Here is a 23,831-nt window from a genome sequence, read left to right on the forward strand (position 1 = left end):
GGCCAGAACCTGGCCGTGCTCCACCCGCTGCCCTTCGTCCACGATCGGACGCTGGTTGGCGCAGGTGCCCTGGTTGGTGCGCGAGTACTTCCGCAGCCGGTAGCTGCGCCGCGTCCCGTCGTCGTGCGCGACGGTGATGTAGTCGGCCGAAACCTCTTCCACCACACCGGATTTCTCGTTGACGATCAGGTCTCCGGCGTCGACGGCGGCCCGCCGCTCCATACCGGTGCCGACCAGCGGAGCTTCGGTGCGCAGCAACGGAACCGCCTGCTTCTGCATGTTCGCACCCATCAGGGCGCGGTTGGCGTCGTCGTGCTCGAGGAACGGAATCATGGCGGTCGCGACCGACACCATCTGGCGGGGGGAGACATCCATATAGTCGATCAGATTCGAATCGACGAGCTCGACCTCGGAATTCTTGCGCCGCACCGGGATTCGTGCGGCGACGAAGCGGCCTCCGGCGTCGAGCGGTTCATTGGCCTGGGCGACGACGTGCCGGTCCTCCTCGTCGGCGGTCAGATAGTCGACCTCGTCGGTGACGGCGCCGTCGACCACCCGGCGGTACGGAGTCTCGATGAAACCGAACGGATTGACCCGCGCGTACACCGAGAGGTAGCCGATGAGGCCGATACTCGGCCCTTCGGGCGTCTCGATCGGGCACATCCGGCCGTAGTGGCTGTAGTGCACATCGCGAACCTCCAGGCCGGCGCGCTCGCGGCTCAGGCCGCCGGGCCCCAGCGCCGAGAGTCGGCGCTTGTTGGTCAGACTCGCCAGTGGATTGCGTTCGTCCAGGAACTGCGACAGCTGTGAACTGCCGAAGAACTCGCGGACCGCCGCCGTGATCGGACGGATGTTGATCAGGGTCTGCGGAGTGATGGCCTCGACGTCCTGCGTGGTCATCCGTTCCCGGACCACCCGCTCCATCCGCGAGAGCCCGATGCGGATCTGATTCTGGATCAACTCGCCGACCGTGCGGACCCGCCGGTTGCCGAAGTGGTCGATATCGTCGACCTCGACCGGAACTTCCGGCCCACCGGCCGCGGTCATCGTGGAATCGCCTGCGCGCAAACGCAACAGGTATTCGATGATGGTGACGATGTCGTCCTCGGTCAGCACGCGCGGACCACCCGTGCGGCCCCCGTGCACCCCGAGTTTCTTGTTGATCTTGTACCGGCCGACCGCGCCGAGATCGTAGCGGTTGTCCCGGAAGAACAAGTTCTCCAGCAGGTTCTGCGCGGACTCCTTGGTCGGCGGCTCGCCCGGACGCAGCTTGCGGTGGATGTCGAGCAGCGCCTCGTCGGTGTTGGCGGTGTTGTCCTTGGCCAGTGAGGTGGTCATGATCTCGGAGAATCCGAAGCGTTCGGCGATCCGTTCGCTGCTCCAGCCCAGCGCTTTGAGCAGGACGGTGACCGGCTGACGACGCTTGCGGTCGATCCGCACACCCACGGTGTCGCGTTTGTCGACATCGAACTCCAGCCACGCACCGCGCGACGGAATCACCCGCGCCGAGTACAGCGTCTTCTCCGTGCCCTTGTCGATCGACTCGTCGAAATACACACCCGGCGAACGCGCCAACTGCGACACGACCACGCGCTCGGTGCCGTTGACGATGAACGTGCCCTTCTCGGTCATCATCGGAAAGTCACCCATGAAGACCGTCTGCGACTTGATCTCACCGGTGTTGTTGTTGACGAACTCCGCGGTGACGAACAACGGCGCCGCGTAGGTCAGGTCCTTGTCCTTGCACTCCTCGATCGAGGCCTTGACCTCTTCGAAGCGCGGATCGGAGAGTGTGAGCGACATCGTTTCGGAGAAGTCCTCGATGGGGCTGACCTCGGCCAGCACCTCGGCGAGCCCGCCCATCGAGTCATTGCCGCGCGCGGCCGCGCGCCGTTGCCACTCGGGCGCTCCGACCAGCCAGGCGAACGAATCGGTCTGAACCTCGAGCAGCCCCGGAATTTCCAGGGGCTCGGTGAGTTTCGCGAACGAGAGTCGTTTCGGGATTGTCAAGGCGCGTCCTTCCAGCACCGCGCGCGGTCACGACATGGGTGACCGGCACGAGATCTGCTTGTCCTGTAGGGGCTGTATGCACAAATCCGCACCGGATGTCGTCCGAACATGCCTCGGCCGAGCCGATGGTCGGTGACGCGCAGATTGCATCACTGTCCACGGCTGTTTCGTATTTCGAGAGTTGGCGGGCATCCGGGCTGCGGGAGGTCCCAAAGTACACCGCAAAGAGAAGGTTGTCGAGAGCGCGACAAGAATAAGACACCGCATTATCGGTGCCTTCCCACTTCAATAATGGCAGCCGTATATGCGATTCGTCAAGTCGATTGTCGCCAGGACCGGCGTGTCGTGGCGATCACTTCACGCTGCCAGCGGTCAGGCCCGCGACCAGCCGCTTCTCGATGAGGGCGAACAGTACGACAACCGGCACGATGCCGACGGTGGAGATGGCGAACACGAATTGCCAGGCGGTGTCGTATTGGCCGACGAATTTCGTCAGCGCCACCGCGAGCGGTTGATTTTCCGGAGTGGTCAGCACCACCAGGCTCGCCGCGAATTCGTTCCAGCAGGAGACGAAGACGAAAATCGTCGCGGTGACAATTCCGGGCCATACCAGCGGCAGGCTGATTCGCAGCAGAATATGCGGGCGGGACAGTCCGTCGAGTTGCGCGGCTTCCTCGATCTGCACCGGAATCGAGGCGAAGAAGCTGTGCAGGATCCACACCGCGAACGAGAGGTTGAACGCCGCGTTCACCAGAATCATCGCGAACCAGGTGTCGTTGATGCCGACGGCGAAGAACTCCCGGATCAGGCCCGTCACCAGCACCGTCGGCTGCAGCATCTGAGTGACGAGCACCGCGCCGAGAAAGGCGGCCCTTCCCGGAAAGTGCCGTCGCGCAGTGTAATACGCGGCCGGCACGGCCACGGCCAGCACGAGCAGTGTCGCGAGCACCGAGATGGCCAGGGTGCTGACGATATTGAACGGCAGCGGCGTTTCCGGGGTATGCCACATATCGGCGTAGTTCGCGGGCCGCCACCGATCCGGCAGATAGGCCGGCGGAATGCGCAGGATCTCCGACCGGGGTTTCAGCGATCCGAGCACCATCACGAGATACGGGACGAGAAACACCGCCGCGATCACGACACCGGCCGCGGTCAGTCCCCAGCGCCGCTTCGGTTTCCGCACGGCGCGTTCGCGGGTGGTCATGCGCCGGCTTCCGCGGTCGGCCGGACCAGTTTCACGTAGACCGCGATGATCACGGCGATCAGCGCGAAGTTCAGCACACTCATCGCGGCGGCGGTGGCCAGCTGTTGATTCTGCCGAATCAGCTTGTAGGTCAACGTGGTTGTGGTGTCGGCGGAGAATCCGGCGATACTGCCCGTCAGCACCTGCAGGATCGGCAGCGAATTGAAGACGTTGATGATGTTGACGACGGTGGCGACCGCGATCGCCGGACGTAGCTGCGGCAGCGTCAGATATCGGTAACGTTGCCACGCTGACGCGCCGTCCACCCGGCCCGCCTCGCCCACTTCCGCCGGAATCGATTGCAGCCCGGCCAGAATCGTATAGGTGGTGAACGGGATCGACACGAAGACCGCGACCGCGATCGCCACCGCGAAGGCCGATCCCGGCTCTTTGGTGAACCCGAAACCCCGATCGAGCACACCGATATCGACCAGGAGGCGATTGGCGAGGCCGACCTCCGGATCCAGCAGATAGGCGAACACACTCGTGGTCATGACCACCGAGGCCGCCCACGGCACCAGGATCGCCAGCCGGATCAGGGTACGGCCGGGAAAGTCGAGAGCCAGAAATTGCGCCAGCGCCGCCGAAACCACCAGGGTGATCAGCACGACGGCGACCACCCAGACGACGGTGTGGGCGAGGACGCTGCCGAGCTCCTCGATGCCGAACAGCCGGCGGAAGTTGGCCGTCCCGGCGAAGCCGCGATCACGACCGTAGGGGCTGAGATCGCGGGTGCTGGTCCAGAGCATGTATCCGGCGGGAAATGCGACCACCGCTGCGATCAGGATGATCACCGGGCCGATCCACGGCAGGGCGCGGATCGCGGAGCCGGTGCGGCCGCGTGGGCTCCTCATTCCGCCGCCCGCGCGATGCGGCGCAGGACCTCCGCCGGGTCCGCGCCCTGTGCCACCGTGCCCATCTGCTGGCGGATCGCGCCCTGAACCGCGGCCCATTTCGGATCGGCGGAGGGGTAGAAGCGGGCGACCGGCAGGGTGGCGGCGAAGGTTTCGGTCACCGGATCGTGGGCGAGCGCGCGAGTTCCGGAGGTGGTGATCGGGATGAAGTGCTCCGCCCGCACGAATTCCGAGTAGACCGCAGGTGAATAGAAGTAGTTCAGGAACTGCCGGATCGCGGCCTGCTTGTTGCCGTGTTTACGGAACGCCATCAAGTGGTCGGCGACGCCGAGGGTGACAGGCGCGCCGGTTTTCGTCGGTGAGGGTGCGGTGGCGTAACGCAACGCCGGATTCTGCCGGTCGATCATGCCCAATACCGGCGGCAAACCTTCGATCATGCCGATCCGGCCCTGGACGAATGCGTTGATCACGTCCTTGCGATCGGTGGAGCCCGGATTCGGCTGGGTGTCGCCCGCCGCGGCCAGTTCCGACATCGCCCGCACCCCTTCGCGGTTGGCGTCGGTGTCGACGGTGAGGGTCGCGCCGGCGGACCAGCTGCCGCCGGCGCCGAACGTCCAGATCGACGTCTCGCCCTGCGCCTCCTCACTGCCCAGCGGCAGGCCGTAACCGGAGATGCCGCCGCCGAGGGCCTGGATGCGGTGCGCGTCCTCGCGCAACTCGGACCAGGTCCGCGGCGGGGCGGCGATGCCGGCGCGGGCGAACAGGTCCGTGTTGTAGAACAGCGTGCGCGTCGAGGCGAACAGCGGTAGCGCCCATTGGGTTCCGCCGATGGAGGCGTTGCGGGCGAAGCCGGGGTCGATGTCGTGCAGGACCGCCGGGTCGGCGATATCGGTGGCCGGATAGAGCATGTCGTCGGTCGCGTAGGCGGAGTAGGCGTCGATGCCGAGAATGTCGGGTGTGGTCGTCACCGACTGCAGATCGGTGCGGACCACCTCGTTGATCGAATCCCACGATTCGACCTGAAGATGGATCGTGATCTGCGGATTCTGTGCGCGGAAGCCCGCGATGATCGCAGCCCACTCCGCGCGGGTCGCGTCGCTGTAGGCGGGCACCAGCAGTGCCAGTGCGCCGGGATCGGAATCGTCGGTGCTGCGGCCGCGGAAGCCGCAGGCGGCGACGGTCACCGACAGCACGACGAGAACCGCGGCGATCGCGAACGCACCGCGCGGCCGACCGGACACCAAGCGTCAACCTTCCCCTTCGTACAACCGTCACCTGCGGCATTCGCGGGACATCGGCGGATGCCGGAGGGCGGGGACCGGTCCGGCTCGTCCGAATCTAACCGGGGCGGCGGTCGCGCGGGACGATTCGCGGGAAAGTTGACATGATCGAATCGCGGTCCGATTCTGAGACCGTGCCGCCCTCCACCGAGAGCTCGGATCGCACGCATCCGCCCCGGCCCCACCTGGCCGCCGAGGTGGCCACCCAGCCCGACGACTGGGCATGGGCCGCGGCGGTCGCGGCAGAGCACCGAACGCTGCTGCCGAGCCCCGGCGAGCGGGTGGCGGTCGTGGGCTGCGGCACCTCCTACTTCATGGCGTGCGCGATCGCCGAACTCCGGGAATCGGCCGGCCACGGTCTCACCGACGCGTGGCCGGCGAGTGCGGTGCGCGGTGGCCGCGATTACGACCGCTATCTGGTGATCTGCCGTTCCGGTACCACCACCGAGGTGGTCGACGCGATGCGGGCGATGCCTGCCACGGTGGCGCGCACCGTGATCTGCTCCAGTCCGGGGACGCCGGTACTCGAGCTCGCCGACCCGATCCTCATCGACGCGGTCGACGAGCGTTCGGTGGTCCAAACCCGTTTCGCGACAACGGCTCTCGCGATACTGCGGTGGCATCTGGGGGAGGATCTGGCGCCGGCGATCGAACAGGCTCGCGCGGTCCTGGACGAGGCCGCCGAGTCGAGCGTGCCGGCCGCCGTCCGCAACGCGGAGCAGATCACTTTCGTGGGAATGGGTTTCGCCGCGGCGCTGGCCGAGGAGGCGGGGTTGAAATTGCGGGAATCCTGCCGGGCCTGGGCGGAAGGGTATCTCGCGACCGAATATCGGCACGGTCCCATCAGCATCGCGGCACCGGGTCGTGCGGTGTGGGCGCTGGGGCCCGTCGCCGCCGGGCTGCGCGAGGACATCGCCGCTACCGGAGCTCATGTCGAATATCGCGATATCGATCCGATGGCCGATCTCGTGCGCGTGCATCGGCTGTGCCTGCTGCGGTCCGCGGATCTGGGACTGGATCCCGACCATCCGCGCGGGCTGCGGCGATCGGTGATCCTGCGATGACCGAAGCGAGGGAGCTCGATCCGGTCCTCGCCATGGATGTCGGTGGAACCACGATCAAGGCGGAGATCAGCGACTCCACCGGCCGGGTCGAGGCCGCCGCGACAGTGCCCACCCCGCGCGGTGAGCGGACCTTCGACGCCATGGCCGCGCTGGGCGACCGATTGCTGGCCGAGGTCTCCGACGAGACACGGGCCGGCCTGCGTCGCGGGGCGATCGGACTGCCGGGCATCGTGGACGTCGCACGGTCGCTGGCGGTGTTCAGCAGCAATATCGGCTGGCGAGATGTGGTGGTGGGCAGTCGATTACAGGACCGGTGGGGATTTCCGATACTGATCGAACACGATGTGATCCTGGCCGGCTGGGCGGAGTGGCGCCTGGGTGCCGGATGCGGCGCCGACGATGTGCTGGTGGTGAATCTCGGCACCGGAATCAGCGGGGCACTGGTCGTCGGAGGGCGGCTCGTGCGCGGTGGCGCCGGGCAGGCCGGTGAATACGGGCATATCCCGGTGCGGCACGACGGGCGACGCTGCTCCTGCGGAAATATCGGGTGCGTGGAAACCGTGGCCTCCGGCCCGTCCATCACGCGGGCCTACCGCGAGCGCACCGGCCGCGACATCGACGGCGCCGAAGCGGTTTTCGCGGCTCTGCCGGACGATGCGCACGCCCGGGCCGTGGTCGACGACGCGATCGACGCGCTGGCCGACGGACTCCTGGGGGTCGTGCACGCGGTCTGCCCGCAGCGCATCGTGCTCGGTGGCGGGCTGGCGGGCGCCGGGCCGGTGCTGAGCGAGGGACTGCGCGCGCGTCTGGAGCGGCTGGTGCGAGTGGCGCCGGTTCCGCAGGTCGTCACGGGTGCGTTCGGTGCGCGGGCCGGATTGGTGGGCGCGGCCCGGTATGCCCGGCTGGAGGTCCTCGAATGAACGATGGACAGCCGGTGCTTCGCGGCCGCGTGGTCACCTCGGCCGGGGTCGTCGACGATGCGGTGCTCGAGGTGCTGGACGGTCGCATCGAGGCGGTGCGGCCCCTCGCGCAATGGACGTTCGGCAACCGGGGCGCCGAACCGCCGCCGCATCTCGGGACCTTGCTGCCCGGTCTGGTCGACATCCACAACCACGGCGGATACGGCCACCGATTCGACACCACCGATCCGGAACAGGCGCGCGCGGCGGCGCGCTACCACCATCGGCAGGGGGCCACGACGGTGCTGGCGAGCATCGTGACCGCCGCACCCGACACGATGGTGGCCCAGGTCGCGGCCCTGCGCGAGGTGGCCACCAGCGGTGAGATCGCCGGAATTCACGTCGAAGGTCCGTTCCTTTCCGAAATGCACTGTGGTGCACAGGATCCCCGCTATCTCCGCGATCCCGACCCCGGACTGATCCGGCGCCTGCTCGAGGCCGCGGACGGACATCTGCGCGTGATGACGCTCGCGCCCGAACGCCCTGGATTCGCCGCCGCCGCGGCGCAACTCGGCGAACACGGCGTGGTGGTGGCGCTCGGCCATACCGACGCCGGTTACGAACAGTTCCGAGACGCATTGGCGCCCAACGGATCCGGTGCTCTGGTCACGCATCTCGCCAATACGATGGCGCCGCTGCACCATCGCGCGCCCGGCGCGGTCGCCGCCGCACTGGTGGGCGCGGCCGCCGGGGATGTGGTGGTCGAATTGATCGGAGACGGCGTGCATATCGAATCCGGTTTCGGGGCACTGGTTTTCGCGACGGCGCGGCACCGCGTGGCGCTGGTGACCGATGCCATGCAGGCGGCCGGTCTGCCCGACGGTGACTACCGTCTCGGCCCGCAGGCTGTCCATGTGGAAGCGGGGGTGGCGCGCGTGCCGAGCGGCGCCCTGGCCGGCGGAACCGCGACGCAATTGCAGTGCCTGCGCTGGGCGGTGCACGAATGCGGTGTGGATCTGGTCGACGCGGTGCGCGCGGCGGCGACGACGCCGGCGGCCGCGATCGGCGCGACGGCAGTCGGTGATCTGCGGCCGGGGATGTTCGCCGATGTGCTGGTGGTCGATTCGGATCTGGAGTTGCGCGCGGTGCTGCGACGAGGACAGTGGTTGAGGTGATCCTCACCGTGACGCTGAACCCGGCCTACGATATGACCTATCGGGTCGAGAACTTCGAACCCGGACGGGCACATCGGGTTTCGTCGGTCGAGCAGCGTGTCGGCGGTAAGGGCCTCAATGTCACCCGGGTGCTCACTCAGATCGGGAAATATTCGCGCGCAACTGGTTTCGCCGATCATACGTTTTCCGCCGCCGCCGAACGAGAACTGCCGGTGGACTTCGTGCACGCACTGCCGTGGGTGCGGCGCACCGTCGTGATCAGCGACAGTCACGACGGCTCGGCGACCTCGCTGTGGGAACCGGGGGCGCGACTCACCAATCCCGATGCGGTGGATCAACTGCTGGTGCGATTGCGGGGGCTGGCCGGTGAGGCCGGTGGCATCGTCGTCTCCGGATCGCTGCCCGGCGGCGTGCGCGCGTCGCTACCCGCCGACCTGGCCCGCATCGGACTCGGCGCCGGGGTTCCGGTGATCTGCGATGTGGACGGTCTCGCCCTCGAAGCCGCCGCCCGGGTGCCGGGGGTGATCCTCATGCCGGATCTCGACGAACTCGCGGGACTGACCGGGGCACGCCCGGCCACGACCGAGGAGGTAGCCGCGGCGGCCGCCGCGCTGGTGGGCGCCGGCGCGGGAGCGGTGATCGCGACGCGGGGCTCCGACGGCATGGTCGCGGTGACACCGGACGGCGCGTGGTCGGCCGTTCTGCCCGAGCCGTTGTGCGGCAATCCGACCGGGGCCGGTGATGCCGCGGCCGCGGCGGTGATCGCCGCGCTGGCCGGACCCGACCGGCCGGAGTGGCCCGCGATACTCGCCGATGCGGTTGCCACCTCGGCCGCGGCGGTGGTGATGGCCGTGGCCGGCGAGATCGACCTGTCGCTGCGGCAGCGGGTGCTCGCGGAGGTCGTGGTCGAGAAGCTGGCCGATCCGGTCGGCAACCGCTGACCCTTCCGGTGCGGCGCTGCCTCGGGCCCCGGGGCGGCTCGGGCCGAGGGGGATTGCGCCGCGCCGCGTCCGTGCGGTGACCGCGGCGGTGGCGGGCGGTACATTGCGAACGGGCTTGTCGTTGTCTGCGTGCCGTGGGCCGATGCTCGGTGCCTCGGATCGCCGAACCAGAGGATCGTCGAACCGGAGTTTCCGGAAGAGGTGAGCTGATGCCCGACCCCGCACCAGACCCCGCTGCCGCTCCCGAGCCGGTCACCGGCCGCGACCTCGCGCCTGCCACGGACCCGGCGCTCGAGCCCGACCACGCCCGTGAGTCCGATCGCGCCCGTGAGTCCGACGCCGTTCGTAAGTCCGACCTCGCTCGTGAGTCCGATGCCGCTCGTGAGTCCGATCCCGCCCTCGAGTCCGACTCCGTCTCGGAGCCCGGCGCCGCAACCCCTGCCGACGACGTGCCGATCCCCCGGATGCCTTTCACGGTTCGCGCGGCGCAGGTCCTCGCGCTCGGCCTGGCCGTGGTCGGCGTCGGCTGCACCGTCACCGCGGGCTGGGTGTCCGGGTGGCATGTCGCGCTGATCACCGGGCTGTCGTTCGTCGCCAGCTGGATATTGGGCGCGGTCGCCCTGGCCTTCGGCGCCGTCGGCGCGAGCATCCGGATCAGCGCGGTTCTGCTCGCGGTGCTCAACGCACTGTGGACGGTGCCCTCGATCGTCGTTGGCCGCCCGCCCGGCTGGCTCGGGCCGGTGGTCTCCGTGCTGGTCGCCGGGCTGCTGCTGCGACGTTCGGCCCGAGACTGGTTCGAACCCTAGGGTCGGCCCCGGACGATCAGGAGGCGGCGGCGGTGGCGTGTGCCGGGGTCCGCCTCGAACCCGCGGACCGCACCGCGAGCAGTTCGGCGGCGATCGCCACGGCATGTTCCATCGGGGTGCGGGCACCGACGTCGAAGCCCGCCGGCGCGTGCAACCGGGCCAGCGTGTCGGCGCCGAATCCGCCGGCCTGCAATGCCTCGAGCCGATGGTCGTGCGCCGAATGCGAGCCGAGCGCGCCCAGATAGCCCAGCTCGGGTAGGCGCAGCGCGACGGTGAGCAGGGGGATCTCGAACTTCGGGTCCTGGGTCGCGGCGACGATCGCGGTGGTGCGGTCGATGGCCCCGATCCCGGCCTGGGCGTTGAGATAGCGGTGCGGCCAGTCCACCACCACTTCCGCGCCCGGGAACGAGGCGGGCACGGCGAAGGCCTCGCGCGGATCGCAGATGGTCACGCGGTAGCCGAGCAGCCGGCCCTGGGTCGTCAAGGCGGCGGCGAAGGTATTGGCGCCGAAGATGATCAGTCGCGGCGGCGCGGTGTGGGACGAGACGAACACATCCGATTCCGGCAGCGACACCAGCTCGGTGTTGTGCCGGCGGTCGGTGACCAGATGCTGGCCGATCACCTCCGGGTCGCTGTGCCACACGACGGTGAACACCGTGACGGGCTTGTGCCGCGCGATATCCCCGGCCACCGCCGCGAATTCCGGAAAGTCGTTGCGGGAGAACGGTTCTACGAACACGTCGATGGTTCCGCATTCCGCGCTCACATCGAATCCGGAGGTCGCGTCGAAGCGCCGCAGCTCTCGGTGGCCGGTGCGCGCGGCCTCCACCGCAGCCTCGTAGACGGCGGCCTCGTAGCAGCCGTCGGAGACCGATCCGTGCACACCGCCGTCGGGGTCGACGAGCATCGCCGAGCCCACCGGTAAGGGGGAGCTTCCGAAGGTGCGGACCAGGGTTGCCAGGCCGCCCGTGCGGCCGCTGTGCCAGACCCGTAGCAGGTCCTCGACGATGTCACGCATCACATGCTCCCGATCAGCGTGCGCGAGTGGGCGGGCCCGCCGGTCGTCGCGTCCCGTCGCCAGATCGTCACACGTGAGGGCCACGATAACCGCTCCCGTGCGCGGCGTCGTGTCGGCGATGGGAATTCCCCGACGGGCACCGATCGGCGCGGGAATCCGGCTGTGACATAGCACAACCGAATAACCGACCGAGTTGTACCGTCAGGCGAACAGGCCGCGAACGAACGGCAACGAATCGACCAGTGAGGCGTTCACCGTGCCGTCGTGATCGGTGGGATAGATCCGGAAGGTCAGCGGCTGCCGGTTGGCGGTCAGAACCCCCGCGTAGCGCAGTGTCTCCGGGGTGATCACATCGGTGTCGCGCAGGCCCTGGCCCATGAAAATCGGCCTGTCGTAACCGGTTTCGGGCAAGCCGAGGTAGCCGGACAGCAAACCGTGCAGATTCGGAATCTGCGACAACGGGCGGGTGAACAGATCGCCGATCACCACGCCCGCGGCGGCCAGATCGTCACCGAGGGGTGTGAGACATTCGTCCTTCGCGCGGTCGAGCCAGTTCCGGCCGGAGTCGGTCAGGAAGGACTCGATGCCGAGTTCCGGGAACGTGGTGCGCAGGCCGTTCAGGATGTAGAGAACGTATCCGGTGGTGTGCGGGCTCAGCTTCACCGGCGGGATGCCCGGGCCCAGCGGCATCAGGATGTCCTCGATATAGGCCGGTACACCGGTGCCGACGCCACCCCGATAGTCGAGGTCGGGGCCACCGAACTCGGTCGCGTAGCGCGCGGTGAACATCGCGGCGCCGCCACCCTGCGACTGGCCGACCACGACCCATTCGCGCGACAGCTGCGAGTAGTGGCCGACGGCCGCCCGCACGGCGTCGACCACGTTGTGCGCCTCGACGACGCCGTTGAGATACGGGTGATCGCCGGGGGTGCCGAGGCCGGCGTAATCGGCGGCCACGATCGCGTAGCCCTGCTTCAGCCAGGTGCCCAGATACGCCCAGTCCCGATCCACGGCGCCGGGGCCGGCGATGCTGTAGGCGCAACTGTCGCCGAGGCCGACCGTGCCGTGCGCCCACGCGACGACCGGCCAGCCGCCGGCCGGAGCCGGGCCCGGCGGAAAATACACCGCGGCGCTCGCGACCGTCGGCTGATTCCCGACCGTGCTCGTCGTATAGAGGATGCGCTGGGAATCCACGGAGCCGGGCGGCGTCGCGGCCGCGGACAGCGGCTCCACCGATTGCACCGCCGGCGTGTCTGCCGCGGCGCCGGGCGCCTCGATCACGGCGGCCGTCGCGGCCAGTGCCAGGGAGCAGGCGACGCCCGCGACCGCGGTCCACAGTGTGCGCATCGTGTTCCTTTCCGGGTTCCGGTGCCGACCCCTGGGGCACGACGATCAGTGTCGCAGCCGCTCGTTCGAGCCGCCGAGGTATGTCCGAATCGTACGGAGCCGGGAGTGGCGCGGCGCACACCGAGGGCAGCCGCCCGCGCTTGTGAAGGTCCTCACAGTCGGCAATGCGTGCTCCCGAATCGCCGCGGTGGTAAGGCTCACTGAAACAGTACGGGCGTTACGTAAAACCGCATGTCAGGCCTACTCGCCAGTAGAAGTGGGGCGTGCAATTAACAGGCAAATTTTGCAGACTTAGCAAAGACCCCCGCAAAGCTAGCCGAGATTCACACTTGCAACAGGTAGACGGCAATTTTTAGTTGTGCCATCGTGTGGAAGTACACCCGATGGGCATAGCAACCCTGCAAATTGCCGCTCCAGCAGAGTTCGGACATCGCGACCCGTAGTCGGCGCGGATGTTCGGCGAGCGGGGCAACCGAGACCGAACGAAGAAGTGGAGTCATCAGATGTCGAACGTCGGCACCCCGAAGACCGCTGCGGAGATCCAGAAGGACTGGGACACCAACCCGCGCTGGAAGGGCATCACCCGCGAGTACACGGCCGAGCAGGTCGTGCAGCTGCAGGGCAATGTCGTCGAGGAGCACACGCTTGCCCGCCGGGGTGCGGAGCTGCTGTGGGAGGGCGTCAACGCCGAGGGCGAGTACATCCACTCGCTCGGCGCTCTGACCGGTAACCAGGCCGTGCAGGCCGTGCGTGCCGGCCTGAAGGCCATCTACCTGTCCGGTTGGCAGGTCGCCGGTGACGCGAACCTGTCCGGCCACACCTACCCCGACCAGTCGCTGTACCCGGCCAACTCGGTGCCGTCGGTCGTGCGCCGCATCAACAACGCGCTGCTGCGCGCCGACGAGATCGCCAAGGTCGAGGGCGACACCTCGGTCGACAACTGGGTCGTGCCGATCGTCGCCGACGGTGAGGCCGGCTTCGGTGGCGCGCTGAACGTCTACGAGCTGCAGAAGGCCATGATCGCCGCGGGTGCCGCCGGTACCCACTGGGAGGACCAGCTGGCGTCGGAGAAGAAGTGCGGCCACCTCGGTGGCAAGGTGCTGATCCCCACCCAGCAGCACATCCGCACCCTGACCTCGGCTCGCCTGGCCGCCGACGTCGCCGACACCCCGACCGTCGTCATCGCCCGCACCGATGCCGAGGCCGCCACCCTGATCACCTCCGACGTCGACGAGCGCGACCGTCCGTTCATCACCGGTGAGCGCACCGCCGAGGGCTTCTACCACGTCAAGAACGGCATCGAGCCCTGCATCGCGCGTGCCAAGGCCTACGCCCCCTACTCCGACCTGATCTGGATGGAGACCGGTATTCCGGACCTGGAGGTCGCCCGCAAGTTCGCCGAGGGCGTCAAGTCCGAGTTCCCGGACCAGCTGCTGGCCTACAACTGCTCGCCGTCCTTCAACTGGAAGGCGCACCTGGACGACGCCACCATCGCGAAGTTCCAGCGCGAGCTGGCGGCGATGGGCTTCAAGTTCCAGTTCATCACCCTGGCGGGCTTCCACTCGCTCAACTACGCGGCCTTCGACCTGGCCTACGGTTACGCCCGCGAGGGTATGACCGCCTTCGTCGACCTGCAGGAGCGCGAGTTCAAGGCTGCCGCCGAGCGTGGCTTCACCGCCATCAAGCACCAGCGTGAGGTCGGTGCCGGCTACTTCGACACCATCGCCACCACCGTGGACCCGAACACCTCGACGGCGGCCCTGAAGGGCTCCACCGAAGAGGGCCAGTTCCACTGAGCTGAACCCGGTCGCCCCTCCCGGGCGACGGTGACCTGAACCGGCGGCAGCTGTCGCCGGTTCACCTCACCACCAGATATGGGCACTCCTGCAACGAGCGCCCGCAGCCCTTCCCGTCGAACAGCCCCGGCGGGGAGGGCTTTTCCCTTAGAACCCCGACAGTCGACAACGTGCCCGGCAAAATTCGATACGAGACAACTGATTTCGTAAGAACATGGGTAACTCATCGGGTACATCCAGAACCGGTTTGGCACCCGACGCAACAACGGATGCACGACTACCGCGGCACTCAGCCGCCCGCAAAAATTCCGGAGAGGCGGAACAGTGAGCAGCGAGAAGATTCAACGCGTCGGAGTCATCGGCGCTGGACAGATGGGCGCCGGAATCGCCGAGGTCTGCGCCCGGGCGCATGTCGATGTGCTCGTGTTCGAACAGACCCGGGAACTGGCCGCCGCCGGCCGCGCCCGCATCCTGCGATCGCTGGATCGCGGTGTGAGCAGCGGCAAGATCACCGAGCGCGAGCGCGAACAGGCCGCCTGGCGGCTGCGGTTCACCTCCGACCTCGGTGACTTCGCCGACCGGCAGTTGGTCGTCGAGGCCGTCGTGGAGAGCGAAGACGTCAAGACCGCGATCTTCAGCGAACTCGACAAGGTCGTCACCGACCCCGACGCCGTGCTGGCCTCCAACACCTCCTCGATTCCGATCATGAAGATCGCCGTCGCCACCAACAACCCCGAGCGGGTCGTGGGCATGCACTTCTTCAACCCGGTGCCGGTGCTGCCGCTCGTCGAGCTCGTGACCACCCTCAAGACCAGCGAAGCCGTTTCCGCGCGCGCCGAAGCCTTCGCCGGTGAGGTCCTCGGCAAGCAGGTCGTGCGCTCCGCCGACCGCTCCGGCTTCGTCGTCAACGCGCTGCTCGTGCCGTACCTGCTCTCGGCCATCCGCATGGTCGAATCCGGCTTCGCCACCAAGGAAGACGTCGACAAGGCGATGGTGCTCGGCTGTGCCCACCCCATGGGCCCGCTCGCCCTGACCGACCTGGTGGGCCTCGACACCGTGAAGTCGATCGCCGACTCCATGTACGCCGAATTCAAGGAGCCGCTCTACTCGGCGCCGCCGCTGCTGATGCGCATGGTGGAGGCCGGGCTGCTCGGTAAGAAGACGGGGGCCGGCTTCTACCAGTACAACCGCTGACGATCGGGCTTCTCGGAGCCGGTCGGCTCGTCGTTCGGGTGCCGCTGCGTAGGCGACGAAAGAGCAAGCGGCGGTGCCCGAACGACGAGCCCTGGGTGCCGCGAACCCGCCGGAGCGAAGCGTAGGCCAACCAACACAGGCATAGGCTGCGGAGAAGGTCCTCGACCGCAGCTCGAAAGGGAGTCCCGCTCATGGTCAACGTCACCGACGGTTTCGGATCGAGCATCCTGGGTTATCCGCGGATCGGTCCGCACCGGGAGCTCAAGCGTGCACTGGAGTCGTACTGGCACGGCACCCTCTCGCGCGAGGAGTTGCTCGCGGTGGGGCGCGACATCCAGGACACCCAGTTCTCCGAGCTGGCCGCGACCGGACTGACGCAGGTACCCGGTAACACCTTCTCCTTCTACGACCACATCCTCGACAACGCGCTGCTGTTCGGCGCGGTGCCGAAGCGGTTCGAGCCGTATCGCGAGGACTTGCACCCGCTCGACTTCTACTTCCTGATGGCGCGCGGCCGGCCGGATCTGCCGCCGTTGGAGCTGGTTCGCCTGTTCGGCACCAACTACCACTACCGTCAGCCCGAACTCGACGCCGATACCGAATTCTCGCTGCACCCCGAGGCTTTGCTGGAGGAGTGGGACCGTGCGATGGACCGCGGCATCGAACTGCGGCCGGTGGTGCTGGGCCCGCTGTCGCTGCTGTTGCTGTCCAAGGCCGGGCAGGTGCCGGGCGAGACCGAATTCGACAAGCTGACCCTGCTGGACAAGCTGCTGCCGGTCTACGAGCAGCTGCTCGAGATCCTGGCCAAGCGCGGTTCCACCTGTGTGCAGTTCGACGAGCCGTGCTTCACCAGTGAACGCACGCCGGAGGAATTGGCCGCGTTCGAGCGTGCCTACCAGCGACTGTCGACGGCCGCGCTGCGTCCGCGCATCCTCGTCACCGGCCAGTACGGCGATTTCGGTGAGGCCGTGCGGATTCTGGCGGGTACCGCGGTGGAGGCGATCGGGCTCGACCTGGCCGGCCACCGCACCCGGCCCGAGGAACTCGCCGAGATTCCCGGAATCCGGCGCAAGCGGCTCTACGCCGGCGTGATCAGTGGCACCAACGTCTGGCGTGCCGACCGGCTGGTCACCCTCGAATACCTCAACGCGCTGTCGAAGGTGTGCCCGGACCTCGTCGTGTCCACCGGGACCACGCTGCTGCACGTGCCCTACGACCTGTTGGTCGAATACGACATCGAGGGCAATGTCGCCGACCGCCTCGCATTCGCGAAACAGAAAGTGCTCGAGGTTGTTTCGCTGGCGAAGGCATTGACCGAAGTGCATCGGGGCGGGGAAGGCGGCGAGACCGCGGCGAAGTGGGCGAAGCGCCCGACGTCGGTGCATTTCAAGCAGAAACACGCTGTGCGGCAACGGGTTTACGCCGTCACGCCGCAGATGCGCGAGCGTGAACCGTACGAGGTGCGCGCGAAGGCGCAACGGGAGCGGCTGAATCTGCCGCTGGTTCCGGCGACCACGCTCGGCTCCTTCCCGCAGACCGACGCGGTGCGCCAGGCCCGCTACGACCTCGGCGAAGGCCGGCTGTCCTACGAGGAGTACCGCAAGCGGATCGAGGCCGAGATCGAGTCGACCATCCGCCTGCAGGAAGACATCGGCCTCGACGTGTTCGTGCACGGTGAGCACGAACGCAACGACATGATCCAGTACTTCGCCGAACTGCTCGACGGTTTCGCGACCACCCACTTCGGCTGGGTGCAGGTCTACGGATCGCGGTGTGTGCGGCCGCCGATCATCTACGGCGACGTGTCGCGGCCGAAGCCGATGTCGGTGGAGTGGATCACCTACGCGCAGTCGCTCACCGACAAGCCGGTGAAGGGCATCGTGACCGGTCCGGTGACGATGGTGGCGCGCTCGTTCGTGCGCCAGGACCAGCCGCTGTACGAGACCGCCGATCAGGTGGCGCTCGCGATCCGCGACGAACTGGCCGATCTCGAGAAGGCCGGCGTGGCGATCATCCAGGTCGACGAACCGGCGGTCCGCGAGTTGCTGCCGCTGCGGCCGGACGGGCGCACCGAATATCTGCGCTGGGCGGTCAACGCGTTCCGGCTGGCGACCTCCGGGGTTCGGCCCGACACCCAGATCCACACCCATATCGCCTATTCGGCCCGCTCCGAAATTGTGCGTGCCATCGAGGAACTCGACGCCGACGTCACCGCCATCGTCGCGACCCGCTCGCTGGAATGGGTGCTCAAGGCGCTGACCGAGGATGTCGAGGAAGGGCACGGCCTGAGCCACGGCGTGGGCCCGGGTGTGTACGAGAGCCGTTCGGCGCGGATTCCGGATATCGACGAGATCGACGAATTGCTCACCGCCGCAGCCGAAGCCGTGACCCCGCAGCGGCTGTGGGCGAATCCGGACGGCGGTTTGAAGACCCGCCACTACTGGCAGTTGGATCCTTCGCTGCGCAATATGGTCGCCGCCGCCCGCCGGGTGCGGCGTCGCGCCGAAGCGGCCGAATAGCTCCTGCCGCTGCGCAATCCGCATCGCCCGGGTGGTTCGCCACCCGGGCGAAACTCACAGCTGTTGCCGAAGATTCGCTCGCCCCGAGTGCGTTAGCCTACGACTACTGTTTCGAGATCAGGAGAACCGCTCATGGGTATGTTCGACCAGCTCAAGGATGCCGCCGGCAAGGCGGCCGACTTGGCGGCCAAGAATGCCGACAAACTCGACCCGGTGATCGACAAGGTCGGCGATCTGGTCGACAAGCAGACCGGCGGCAAGTTCGAAAAGCAGGTCGACGCCGCGCAGCAGGCCGCGAAGAAGGCGCTGCACGAGCAGACCGAGAAGTAGACCACGCACAGGTGGTACAGGGGCGAAGGCCACGCCCGGCTTCGCGCCGGACGTGGCCTTCGTGCTGTGCGAATCAGTGCCGGCCGAACAGCAGCGCCATCAGTGTCGCCATGGTGTCGTCGGCCTTCTGTGTGCGGTCGAAGGTCGTCAGGGCGAGCAGCGAGGGGAAGCGCTGCCGCGCGACGGCGTGGGCGTACGTGAATTCACGCAGTCCGTCGGGGCCGTGGATGCGGCCGAAGCCGGAGTCGCCCACACCGCCGAAGGGCAGCGACGGAATCTGCGGGAACGTGAAAACCGCGTTGACGCTGACCATTCCGGTACGCAGCCGATCGGCCAGTTCCCGCCCGCGCGCCTTCGAGAACACCGCCGCGGACAGGCCGTAGCGGCTGTCGTTGGCGCGGGCGATCGCGGTGTCCATATCGGGCACCTTCGCGACGGTGAGGGTGGGCCCGAAGGTTTCCTCGGTCACGGCCGGGGCGTACTCGGGCACGTCGACCAGCACGGTGGGCTGCACCACCTGTCCGACGATGGTGTCGGCGCCGCCGGTCAGTGCCCGGCCGCCGCGCGCGACGGCGTCCTCGATGTGGCGGCGGATCACGTCGAGTTGCTTCGGCATCGTGATGGGGCCGATCTTGGCGCCCGGATCATTGCCCGCGCGTTGCTGTTTCGCCTTCGTCACCAAGGTGTCGAGGAAGGTGTCGTAGACGCGCTCGTGGACGTAGACCCGTTCGGTGCCGATACAGGACTGGCCGGCATTGGCCATTCCGGCCCACAGCGCGGCGTCGGCCGCGGCGTTCAGATCGGCGTCGGCGTCGACGAGCAGCACATCCTTGCCGCCGCATTCGGCGACCAGCGGCGTGAGGCTCTCGGCGCAGGCGGCCATCACCTTCTTGGCCGTCGCCGTGGAGCCGGTGAAGGCGATCTTGTCCACGCCCGATCGGCACAGCGCCGCACCGGTCGCCCCTTCGCCCGTGATCAGTTGCAGCACCGGCTGTTCCGGCACGACCTCGGCGAACATGTCGACCAGCCAGCGGCCGACGCCGGGGGAGTATTCGCTGGGTTTGAACACCACGGCATTTCCCGCCGCCAGCGCGTACACGATCGAACCCAGCGGTGTGAACACCGGATAGTTCCAGGGGCCGATCACGCCGATCACGCCGAGCGGCTTGTACTCCACCGACGCCGCCTGATTGATCGTGAGCAGCCCCACCCGAGCGCTCTTGCGGCCCAGCACCTTCGGAGCGTTGCGGCCCGCCCACTTCAGATGGTCCAGGCTCAGCGCCACCTCGAGCGCGGCATCGGAATACGGCTTGCCGGTCTCGTCGTGCATCACCGCGGCCAGCTGCCGCATCCGGCGGGCCAGCAGTCCCGCGAATCCGGCCAGGCGCCGGGCCCGCTCGCCGTAGTCGAGGCTCGACCACCACTCGTATGCCGTGCGGGCGCGGGCCACCGCCGCCTCGATATCGGCCTCGGTGTGGATGGGGTAGGTGCCCACCACCTCGCCGGTGCCGGGATCGTGCACATCGAAGGTGGCGTGCGTATCGATCTCACCGATCTCGTTCACGGTCGTCATCGGGTGGCCTCCTTGGTAGCGGTGCCGGTGCTGGACGACGGGGTGCGGCCGCGGATCAGGTCGGCCGCCTTCTCGCCGATCATGACGGTCGGCGCATTGGTGTTGCCGCGGACGATGCGGGGCATCACCGAGGCGTCGACCACGCGCAGTCCGCTGACGCCGTGGACGCGCAGTTCGGGGTCGACCACCGCTGTCTCGCCGCTGCCCATGGCGCACGTGCCGACCGGGTGGAACAGCGTCTGGGTCCAGCGTGCGATGTGGGCCCGCCAGCCGTCCTCGTCGATCCGGTCGGCGCGTTCGGGCAGGTAGGAACTGTCGAGATGGGCGGCCAGCGGCTGCTGCCGCGCGATCTCGAGCAATTGCCGGCAGCCCGCGAGCAGGGCATCCGCATCGCGCGGGTCGGAGAAGTAGGCCGGATCGATCTCCGGCTTCCACAGCGGATCGGCCGACCGCAACCGCAGCCGCCCGCGGCTGTGCACGTCGACCAGCGTCGGCCCGGCAGTGAACATCGGCGCGATGTTCTCGTGAAAACCGTTGTCGTAGAACGCCGTCGGCGCGACGTGGTATTGGATGTCGGGACCTTCGAGTCCCTCCCGGGTGCGCACGAATCCGCCGCCCTCGCCGACATTGGAGGTCAGCGGCCCGCGGCCGAGCGCCTGCCACTGCGCGAGCCGCAACGGGGTCTCGAAATCGGCGAGATCGGAGACGCCGCGGGTGCGCCACAGGATGGGGGCCACCGGGTGGTCGTGCAGATTCTCGCCGACGCCGGGCAGGTCCACCATCACCTCGATGCCCAGTTCGCGCAGGTGCGCCGCGGGCCCGATACCGGAGAGCATGAGCAGCTGCGGCGAATTGACCGCACCGCCGGAGAGCAGCACCTCGGCCTCGGCATGCACGGTGTGCTCGCTGCCGTGGCGGCGAAAGGTCACGCCGACCGCGCGGGTCCCGTCGAGCACCAGCGCGGTGGCGTGCGCCTCGGTCCGCACGGTCAGGTTCGGCCGGTCCAGCGCCGGGCGCAGATAGCCGTCGGCGGTGGACCAGCGGCGGCCGTTGCGATGGGTGACCTGGTAGCGGCCCACGCCCTCCTGCGTCGCGCCGTTGAAATCGTCGGTGCGGGCAATGCCCGCGGCCGCGGCCGCGGCGATCCAGGCATCGGTCAGTTCGTGGGTGTAGCGGCGGTTCTCGACGTGCAACGGGCCGTCGGTGCCGTGATACGGCGAACGCAGGCCGGTGTTGGTCTCCGACCGCAGGAAATAGGGCAGGACGTCCTCGTAGCTCCAGCCGACCGCGCCGAAGTCGCGCCGCCAGCCGTCGTAGTCGGCGCGGTTGCCGCGGATGAAGATCATCGCGTTCATCGACGAGCATCCACCCAGCGCCTTCATCCGCGGCCAGTACGCGCGCCGGCCGCCGAGATGTTTCTGCGGTGTGGTCTCGTAGCGCCAATCCCATTGGGTGCGAATCAATTTCCCCCACGCCGCCGGTATCTTGATCTCGTCGGCCCGGTCGTCGGGACCGGCCTCCAGCAGCAGGACCGAGACCTGGGGGTCCTCGGTGAGGCGATGGGCGAGGACGCAGCCCGCGCTCCCCGCTCCGATGATGATGTAGTCGAACGATTCACGGTCGGGCACGCGAGGACCTCCAGCACGGTTGCCGAACACCGACACGGATCCGGAGGGGCCGACCTGCGGTTATAGCGGCAGAGACCGTCCCGGACCCGGTTCCAGGGTCGACCTTACGCTGTGTGCGGCGGTCGGGAGCGGAGTTCGGAGGTAGCGAATCGCGGCCGGGGCCGGCGGGTCCGGGCGGGGCGCACAGGCAGTGCAGTGCTTCCGCCGAATATGAAGGTACACAGGCGATTACAGATTACTCGGCGCCCGACGACCGCGTGTCGGTCGCTCGCCACCTGCTCCGCTGTGATGCGGCCGGCTCCTGAGCGGGGTGCTCGGTATTCGTGAGCCTGGGCGTGTCCGGATCACGGCACGTAGGATTCGGCCGGACCCGCGAACCGGGGATGGCGTCGATGCCCGCCGCGAAGACGGTTGCGCGGTATGGCGGCGAACGGCAGGAGGACCGTGATGGGTGGTTCGTTCCCACGGGGTGCGCGCCGTGGCCGGCGACGGATCTCTCGGCGCGGCCGGGGCGGTGCGCACGGGCCCGTCGGACATGTCGCGAGTGCGGGCGTTCTCGCGACAGTGTGGATCAGCGCTGCGGCCGTTCTTCCGTCCGCGCTCGCTCCGGTTCACGCCGAGGCGCCCGGCTGCCCGGCCTCGTCGGTGGAACAGCTGCTGCCCGCCCAGGCCCCGCTGCTCGATTTCGCGGAGAACCTCGGCTACGACGCTCGAGGGAACCTCTGGGTCTCGCGCGTCTTCCGAAATGTGGTGCAGCGCTACGACTCCGGCGGGCACGTGACCGCCGAGGTACCCGTGGACGGGCCCGGTGCGGTCCGGCTCGGTCCCGACGGTGCGCTGTACGTGGTTTTCGGTGACTCGTCGGCCGGACTGCTGCCCGGGGCGCATTCCTCCGGCGTCGTGCGGTTCGATCCCGGCGCCGACCATCCGGCGCCGCAGGTCTACGTCTCCGGTCTCGGCATGGCCAACGGTGCGGCCTTCGACGGCGCGGGCAATCTGTACGTCGCCGATACGGCACACGGAGTGGTGAAGGTGCGGCCCGGCGGTTCCGTCGACGCCGACTGGACCGCGCGCGCCGCGGTAGCCGGGGTGAACGGCATTGTGCTGCAGGGTGATTCGCTCTACGTGACGCTCTATCAGAGCCTCGACGGTCGCATCGTCCGCATCCCCGTCGATGCTCCGCAGTCGCAGACGACCGTCGCTTCGGTCACTGTCGGGGCGCTCCCGCTGACCGCCCTGCCCGACGATCTCACCATGGGTCCGGACGGCATGCTGTACGTCGCGACCACGACCGGTCGTCTGGTCCGCGTCGACCCGGCCACCGGCGGGGTCTGCGCGGTCGCCGACCTCGGCGTGCCGGCCACCTCGGTCGCGAAGGTCCCCACCGACGATCGCGCGCTGCTGGTCACTACGGGAACGGGCACTGTGCTTCGGGTGGTTCTCGGCGCGTGACGTTCGCCGGGACCTGGGCGCGGATGACCGGATGCGGGCCGCGCCCGGGCCGGCGGCTACAGCATCGGGGCGAGGGTGCGCAGACCGGCGACGAGCTGCTCGGCCGAGGGGGCGGACTTCGGGTCCAGCAGCCACTGGACGAGCAGGCCGTCGAGTAGCGTCCAGAGCAGCACGCCGATCGGGCCGCCGTCGTCGTCCTCGATATCCCTGTCGGGCAACAACATTCGGGTCAGTGCTACTTTGCCCTCGCGCTGTTTGGTCGTGATGTCGGCCTTCACCTCACCGGAATGCAATGCCTGCGCGAGACTCTCGATATTGGCCGCCCACAGCGCACGCTGCTCGGTGAACGTGGCGGTCAGACGCCCCAGGAAGGTGAGCAGCCGCTGCGCCGGTTGCGGTTCGCTGCTCTCGGCGAGCGCGTCGAGGATCTGCTGTACGGCCTCGGCGGACGATTCGATCATGGCCTGCGTGAGCAGGTTGTCGCGGGTGCCGAAGTGGTAGTTGATCGCGGCCAGATTGCTGCCCGAGGCGGCGACGATATCGCGCACCGTAGTCCGGGCGTAGCCGCGTTCGGCCAGGCAGTGTTTGGCCGCTGAGAGCAGATCCTCACGTGTTCCCACGTCGGCAGGGTAGCAAGCGCCCGCTGACGAATGTTTCAAACAAATGTTTGTGACAAGTGTTTGAAACGGCTGTATGGTTCTC

General features: G+C 68.1%; 19 protein-coding genes. 10 read left to right on the forward strand and 9 right to left on the reverse strand.

Features of this window, described 5'->3' with window-relative positions:
- The 4 genes from A5789_RS19570 to A5789_RS19585 form a co-directional block, all read right to left on the reverse strand.
- Positions 1-2,010 (reverse strand): DNA-directed RNA polymerase subunit beta (locus tag A5789_RS19570; RefSeq protein WP_231953351.1); only part of this gene is annotated, 2,010 nt, incomplete at its 3' end.
- 352 nt (positions 2,011-2,362) lie between these two features.
- Positions 2,363-3,214, reverse strand: a complete 852-nt coding sequence (locus tag A5789_RS19575; protein WP_030518792.1) for a carbohydrate ABC transporter permease — start codon at positions 3,212-3,214, stop codon at positions 2,363-2,365.
- Positions 3,211-4,107, reverse strand: a complete 897-nt coding sequence (locus A5789_RS19580) for a carbohydrate ABC transporter permease (protein WP_063019469.1) — start codon at positions 4,105-4,107, stop codon at positions 3,211-3,213. The genes A5789_RS19575 and A5789_RS19580 overlap by 4 nt, the downstream gene beginning before the upstream one ends.
- Entirely contained in the window at positions 4,104-5,348 is a 1,245-nt protein-coding gene (locus A5789_RS19585) for an extracellular solute-binding protein (protein WP_064904486.1), read from the reverse strand. The genes A5789_RS19580 and A5789_RS19585 overlap by 4 nt, the downstream gene beginning before the upstream one ends.
- 173 nt (positions 5,349-5,521) lie before the next feature.
- Here A5789_RS19585 and A5789_RS37920 point away from each other — a divergent pair, with 173 nt between their 5' ends.
- The 5 genes from A5789_RS37920 to A5789_RS19610 all read left to right on the forward strand — a co-directional run bounded on the left by A5789_RS37920 (position 5,522) and on the right by A5789_RS19610 (position 10,272).
- Positions 5,522-6,451 (forward strand): SIS domain-containing protein, encoded by a 930-nt coding sequence (locus A5789_RS37920; RefSeq protein ID WP_064904499.1) that lies wholly within the window; start codon positions 5,522-5,524, stop codon positions 6,449-6,451.
- Positions 6,448-7,371, forward strand: a complete 924-nt coding sequence (locus tag A5789_RS37925; protein ID WP_064904484.1) for an ROK family protein — start codon at positions 6,448-6,450, stop codon at positions 7,369-7,371. The genes A5789_RS37920 and A5789_RS37925 overlap by 4 nt, the downstream gene beginning before the upstream one ends.
- Positions 7,368-8,525, forward strand: a complete 1,158-nt coding sequence (gene nagA / locus A5789_RS19600; protein ID WP_064904482.1) for an N-acetylglucosamine-6-phosphate deacetylase — start codon at positions 7,368-7,370, stop codon at positions 8,523-8,525. Before A5789_RS37925 ends, nagA begins: the two co-directional genes overlap by 4 nt.
- Positions 8,513-9,466 carry a hexose kinase gene (locus tag A5789_RS19605; protein ID WP_227462676.1) on the forward strand — a complete coding sequence of 318 codons (954 nt, stop codon included), beginning with the start codon at positions 8,513-8,515 and terminating at the stop codon, positions 9,464-9,466. Before nagA ends, A5789_RS19605 begins: the two co-directional genes overlap by 13 nt.
- Positions 9,467-9,675: 209 nt before the next feature.
- Positions 9,676-10,272, forward strand: a complete 597-nt coding sequence (locus A5789_RS19610; RefSeq protein WP_064904480.1) for a UbiA family prenyltransferase — start codon at positions 9,676-9,678, stop codon at positions 10,270-10,272.
- A gap of 16 nt (positions 10,273-10,288) precedes the next feature.
- Here the strand turns inward: A5789_RS19610 and A5789_RS19615 are convergent, their stop codons facing one another.
- Entirely contained in the window at positions 10,289-11,290 is a 1,002-nt protein-coding gene (locus A5789_RS19615) for an XdhC family protein (protein ID WP_064904495.1), read from the reverse strand.
- Between the two features lie 201 nt (positions 11,291-11,491).
- A complete protein-coding gene (locus A5789_RS19620; protein ID WP_064904479.1) occupies positions 11,492-12,637 on the reverse strand; it encodes a lipase family protein in 1,146 nt (381 codons plus the stop codon).
- 503 nt (positions 12,638-13,140) lie between these two features.
- Here A5789_RS19620 and aceA point away from each other — a divergent pair.
- The 4 genes from aceA (at position 13,141) to A5789_RS19640 (ending at position 18,476) form a co-directional block, all read left to right on the forward strand.
- Positions 13,141-14,433: an isocitrate lyase gene (gene aceA / locus A5789_RS19625; protein ID WP_030518801.1), complete on the forward strand. Its 1,293-nt coding sequence runs from the start codon at positions 13,141-13,143 to the stop codon at positions 14,431-14,433.
- A 324-nt stretch (positions 14,434-14,757) separates the two neighbouring features.
- Positions 14,758-15,627, forward strand: a complete 870-nt coding sequence (locus A5789_RS19630; protein WP_030518802.1) for a 3-hydroxybutyryl-CoA dehydrogenase — start codon at positions 14,758-14,760, stop codon at positions 15,625-15,627.
- Between the two features lie 191 nt (positions 15,628-15,818).
- Complete coding sequence (metE, locus tag A5789_RS19635; RefSeq protein ID WP_064904477.1) at positions 15,819-18,146, forward strand: 5-methyltetrahydropteroyltriglutamate--homocysteine S-methyltransferase; 2,328 nt, start codon at positions 15,819-15,821, stop codon at positions 18,144-18,146.
- Positions 18,147-18,278: 132 nt separating this feature from the next.
- Positions 18,279-18,476, forward strand: a complete 198-nt coding sequence (locus A5789_RS19640) for an antitoxin (protein ID WP_051757293.1) — start codon at positions 18,279-18,281, stop codon at positions 18,474-18,476.
- Between the two features lie 73 nt (positions 18,477-18,549).
- Here the strand turns inward: A5789_RS19640 and A5789_RS19645 are convergent, their stop codons facing one another.
- Positions 18,550-20,049 (reverse strand): aldehyde dehydrogenase family protein, encoded by a 1,500-nt coding sequence (locus tag A5789_RS19645; protein ID WP_064904475.1) that lies wholly within the window; start codon positions 20,047-20,049, stop codon positions 18,550-18,552.
- The gene (locus A5789_RS19650) at positions 20,046-21,677 is read right to left on the reverse strand and encodes a GMC family oxidoreductase (RefSeq protein ID WP_064904472.1); all 1,632 of its coding nucleotides are present in this window, start codon (positions 21,675-21,677) and stop codon (positions 20,046-20,048) included. Before A5789_RS19650 ends, A5789_RS19645 begins: the two co-directional genes overlap by 4 nt.
- Positions 21,678-22,241: 564 nt before the next feature.
- Here A5789_RS19650 and A5789_RS19655 point away from each other — a divergent pair.
- Positions 22,242-23,129 carry an SMP-30/gluconolactonase/LRE family protein gene (locus tag A5789_RS19655; protein ID WP_064904471.1) on the forward strand — a complete coding sequence of 296 codons (888 nt, stop codon included), beginning with the start codon at positions 22,242-22,244 and terminating at the stop codon, positions 23,127-23,129.
- Positions 23,130-23,185: 56 nt separating this feature from the next.
- On the opposite strand, the gene A5789_RS19660 is transcribed toward A5789_RS19655, so the two are convergent.
- The gene (locus tag A5789_RS19660) at positions 23,186-23,749 is read right to left on the reverse strand and encodes a TetR/AcrR family transcriptional regulator (RefSeq protein ID WP_063016231.1); all 564 of its coding nucleotides are present in this window, start codon (positions 23,747-23,749) and stop codon (positions 23,186-23,188) included.
- Positions 23,750-23,831 lie beyond the last annotated feature (82 nt).

The sequence above is a fragment of the Nocardia sp. 852002-51101_SCH5132738 genome, from assembly GCF_001665695.1.
GTDB classification, from domain to species: domain Bacteria; phylum Actinomycetota; class Actinomycetes; order Mycobacteriales; family Mycobacteriaceae; genus Nocardia; species Nocardia nova.